Below are 3,620 nucleotides of genomic sequence, written 5' to 3' on the forward strand. Positions count from 1 at the left end.
CGACGCTCTTCCGATCTCGCCGATGTTCTCGTACTTGTCCTTGAGCTCGACTTCCTTGGCGACAGAGACGCCGTCTTTGGTCACCGTGGGGGATCCATAGGCGCGTTCCAGCACCACGTTGCGGCCCTTGGGGCCCAGTGTCACCTTGACGGCGTTGGCCAGGATATCGACACCGCGCACGATCTTGGCGCGAGCGTCATCACCGAATACGACATGTTTCGCTGACATGTTGATATGTCCTTTACTCTAATCAGCGGTTGGGCTGAGATGTAAGACGCAGATAAGGCGTCACAGCCACATAGCCCTTGGGGAACTTCTGCTTGATCACGTCCGGATCTTGCAGAGAAGGCACGATCACCACGTCGTCGCCATCCTTCCAGTTGCCTGGCGTGGCCACGCTGTGGTGGTCGGTCAATTGCAGCGAATCGACGACACGCAAGATCTCGTCGAAGTTGCGCCCCGTGCTCGCGGGATACGTGATGATCAGGCGCACCTTCTTGGCGGGATCGATCACGAACAGGGAGCGCACGGTCAAGGTGCTGTTGGCATTCGGATGGATCAGGTCATACAGCTCGGACACCTTGCGATCAGCATCAGCAATGATCGGAAAATTGACGACCGTGCCTTGGGTGGTGTTGATGTCAGGAATCCACTTGTCGTGAGACGCCACCGAGTCCACAGACAAGGCGATGACCTTCACGCTGCGCTTGGCAAACTCACCCTTGAGCTTGGCTGTGAGACCCAGTTCGGTGGTGCATACGGGAGTGAAGTCTGCAGGGTGAGAGAACAGTACGCCCCAGCTGTCACCCAACCATTCGTGGAAGCGGATGGTGCCTTCAGAAGAGGCTTGTTCGAAGTCAGGGGCGATGTCGCCGAGTCTCAGGCTGGCCATGGTTTGATCCTTTCGTGCTTGCTTGCAAACTGCCAATCAGTTGTTGCAACGATAGGATCAAGCCCTTATGAGGTGAAGCGCTGATTGCGCATGTATTGATGCACTTAACGGATAAGTGCGCGAGCCTTCTCGACATTGGCCTCGATCGATCGGCGCACCTCGGCATCTGGCGGCACCAAGGCCAGCAACTTCTGCCATTGCGCCACGGCGCGCTTGTAGTCTCGCTGTTCAAAGGCTGCACTGCCAGACAAGGCCAAGGCCTGAATGTGCTTGGGGTCAAGCTTCAAGGCCTGATCGAGCAAGGCTTCTGGCTCGCCGGCCAAGGTTTGCCCTTTGCTCATGCCCAGCGTCACGGCGTAGTCGGTCAGCAGATCCGGGTCTGCCGGCGTCTGCTTCAACAGCCGCTGGTAGGCCAGCACAGCATCATCGAATCGCCCCATGGTCTCGTATGACTTGATCAGCATGCGCCAACCCTTGGGATCGTTGGGCTGAGTCTGCAGGCGCTGTTCCAGGCGCTGCACCATGGCAGCAATCTGCGCCGGACCAACCCCACCTTGCGCGGCGGGCGACGCAGGCGCCTCGTCTGCACGACTCACGGCAGCGACAGGTGATGCGGACAAGGCGGCTGGTTCACCGATCCACAGATATAGCCCTGCGCTCGAAAATGCCAATGCGGTCACCAGCCAGACGGCAGACCAACGCTTGGGCGCAGCAATAGCCGAACCGCCATCATGAGCCACCTGCGTTCGACACAAAGGCCAGATCACGAAAGACGAGGCCACCGCGAGCAAGGCCAGCGAGAGGCTCAAAAAGGCAATTTTCATGGCAATACCTCATCAACAGGCACAACAGAGTCAGACGCATCTGCCTGGGCCTGGCGCCTTTCGCGCCAATGCCAGACAAACAATGTGAGACCCAGGGTCAGCAAGAGCAAAGGACCGGCCCACAACAGCAAGGTGCTTTGATTGACGGGCGGGCGATACAGGACGAAATCGCCATAGCGCTGCACCATGAAGTCCTTGACCTGATCGTCCGTGGCGCCAGCAGCCAGTTGCTGCCGGACCTCATTCTTCAATTGCACGGCCAGCTCGGCTTGAGAGTCAGCAATCGTCTGGTTCTGGCACACAAGGCAACGCAACTCGGATGTCACGCGATTGACATGCTCGTCGAGCTCGGCGGAACCGGGCGCAGTCGCGGCCACGGCAGCCGAGGCCACCACTGCCGACAGCTGTACCGCCAGGCCGCTCGCCAGCCGAGCACACCAACGCGTGCAGCGCAGATCAGCCACGCTTGAGCTCCTTGATCAAGGGCAGGAGCTTGTCCTTGAGCACCTCTGGCGTGATGGGGCCCGTGAACTTGAAACGGATACGGCCTTGCTTGTCAACCACAAAGGTCTCCGGTACGCCGATCACGCCCAGGTCCATGCCTGCGCGACCATCAGCATCAAAGGCCGTGAGCTGGTAGGGATTGCCATGTTCCTTGAGCGTAGCCAGGCCTGCCTCACGCTGGTCCTGATAGTTGAAGCCAATGATGGGCACCACGCCTTGCTTGGCGAAATCCAGCAGCAAGGGGTGTTCCTTGCGGCAAGACGTGCACCACGAAGCCCAGACGTTGAGCAACCACACCTGGCCCTTGAGGTTCTGCGGACCGAAGGACTTGGACGCATCCTCCAGTTGCGTCAGATTGAATGCCGGCACGGGCTTGCCTACCAAGAGAGAAGGGATCTCCTGAGGATCACCGCGCTTGAGTGCAAGCGCCAGGGTGCAGGCCATGGCCAGGAAGAGTCCGATAGGAAGCAGGAAGCGTTTCATGATGTTGGAAAGACAGATGATGTCGAATCAGTGGGGCACTGCGGCCGATTGCCAGGTCGAACCGGGCGTGGCCTGATTGGAGACACGACCTGGCTGAGCTTGCTTGGCACGTTGGCGATAGCGTTTGTCAGCCGCGGCCAGGAGGCCGCCCAGGGCCATGATCAAGACGCCCAGCCAGACCCAGCTCATGAAGGGCTTGACCTGCACCCGAACGCCCCAGGCGCCGTCCGGCGTGGCTTCACCCAGCGACACGTACAGGTCTCGAAGCAGACTTCGATCGATCGCCGCTTCCGTCATGGGAATGCGCTGCACGATGTAAAGCCGTTTTTCCGGATACAGCGTGGCGACATGCTGGGCGCCACGGTTAACCTCGAAAGTGGCACGGGCAGCGATGTAGTTAGGCCCCTTGTTCTTCTCCAAGGACTTGAAGGTGAACACATAGCCTGCGGCACTGACGGACTGCCCTTCCTTCAGACTGCCGTCCTGCACGTGATCAGTCCCCTTCACCAGGGTCACGCCCAGCACGAACACGCCGACGCCAACGTGGGCCACCACCATGCCCCAGAAGGACAGCGGCACAGCACGCCAGCGTTGCGCCAACGACGTACGCCCTGCGCCTGCCTGCAAACGCTGCCAGACATGCAGCAAGCTACCCAGCACGATCCACACAGCCAGCAGCACGCCCACCGCGACGCCCACCGACGTACGCAGTGCCAGCCACAAGGCCGCAGCCAGCGCCACCGATATCAAGGCCGTGCCACGAAGATCCCGCCAGGCACCTTGCCACGAACCCTGCTTCCAGGCCACGAACGGACCCACAGAAATCAATAGCAACACAGGCACCATCAAAGGCACGAACACCGACTCGAAATACGGAGGCCCCACCGAGATCTTGCCTGCACCCAGCGCATCCAGTG

6 protein-coding genes are annotated in these 3,620 nt (G+C 60.0%); all 6 read right to left on the reverse strand.

Features of this window, described 5'->3' with window-relative positions; translation table 11 throughout:
* Positions 1-228: TCP-1/cpn60 chaperonin family protein (locus EPO09_RS00810; RefSeq protein ID WP_290639227.1), on the reverse strand; the 228-nt coding region annotated here is incomplete at its 3' end.
* A gap of 22 nt (positions 229-250) precedes the next feature.
* Positions 251-892 carry a peroxiredoxin gene (locus EPO09_RS00815; RefSeq protein WP_290639229.1) on the reverse strand — a complete coding sequence of 214 codons (642 nt, stop codon included), beginning with the start codon at positions 890-892 and terminating at the stop codon, positions 251-253.
* A 104-nt stretch (positions 893-996) separates the two neighbouring features.
* Positions 997-1,716 carry a tetratricopeptide repeat protein gene (locus EPO09_RS00820; RefSeq protein ID WP_290639231.1) on the reverse strand — a complete coding sequence of 240 codons (720 nt, stop codon included), beginning with the start codon at positions 1,714-1,716 and terminating at the stop codon, positions 997-999.
* Positions 1,713-2,180, reverse strand: a complete 468-nt coding sequence (locus EPO09_RS00825; protein ID WP_290639233.1) for a cytochrome c-type biogenesis protein — start codon at positions 2,178-2,180, stop codon at positions 1,713-1,715. Before EPO09_RS00825 ends, EPO09_RS00820 begins: the two co-directional genes overlap by 4 nt.
* Positions 2,173-2,703 carry a DsbE family thiol:disulfide interchange protein gene (locus EPO09_RS00830; RefSeq protein ID WP_290639235.1) on the reverse strand — a complete coding sequence of 177 codons (531 nt, stop codon included), beginning with the start codon at positions 2,701-2,703 and terminating at the stop codon, positions 2,173-2,175. Before EPO09_RS00830 ends, EPO09_RS00825 begins: the two co-directional genes overlap by 8 nt.
* A 27-nt stretch (positions 2,704-2,730) precedes the next feature.
* Positions 2,731-3,620, reverse strand: an 890-nt coding sequence (locus EPO09_RS00835; protein ID WP_290639237.1) for a cytochrome c-type biogenesis CcmF C-terminal domain-containing protein, incomplete at its 5' end; no start/stop codon positions are given.

The sequence above is a fragment of the Aquabacterium sp. genome, assembly GCF_004297345.1.
Taxonomy (GTDB): domain Bacteria; phylum Pseudomonadota; class Gammaproteobacteria; order Burkholderiales; family Burkholderiaceae_C; genus Aquabacterium.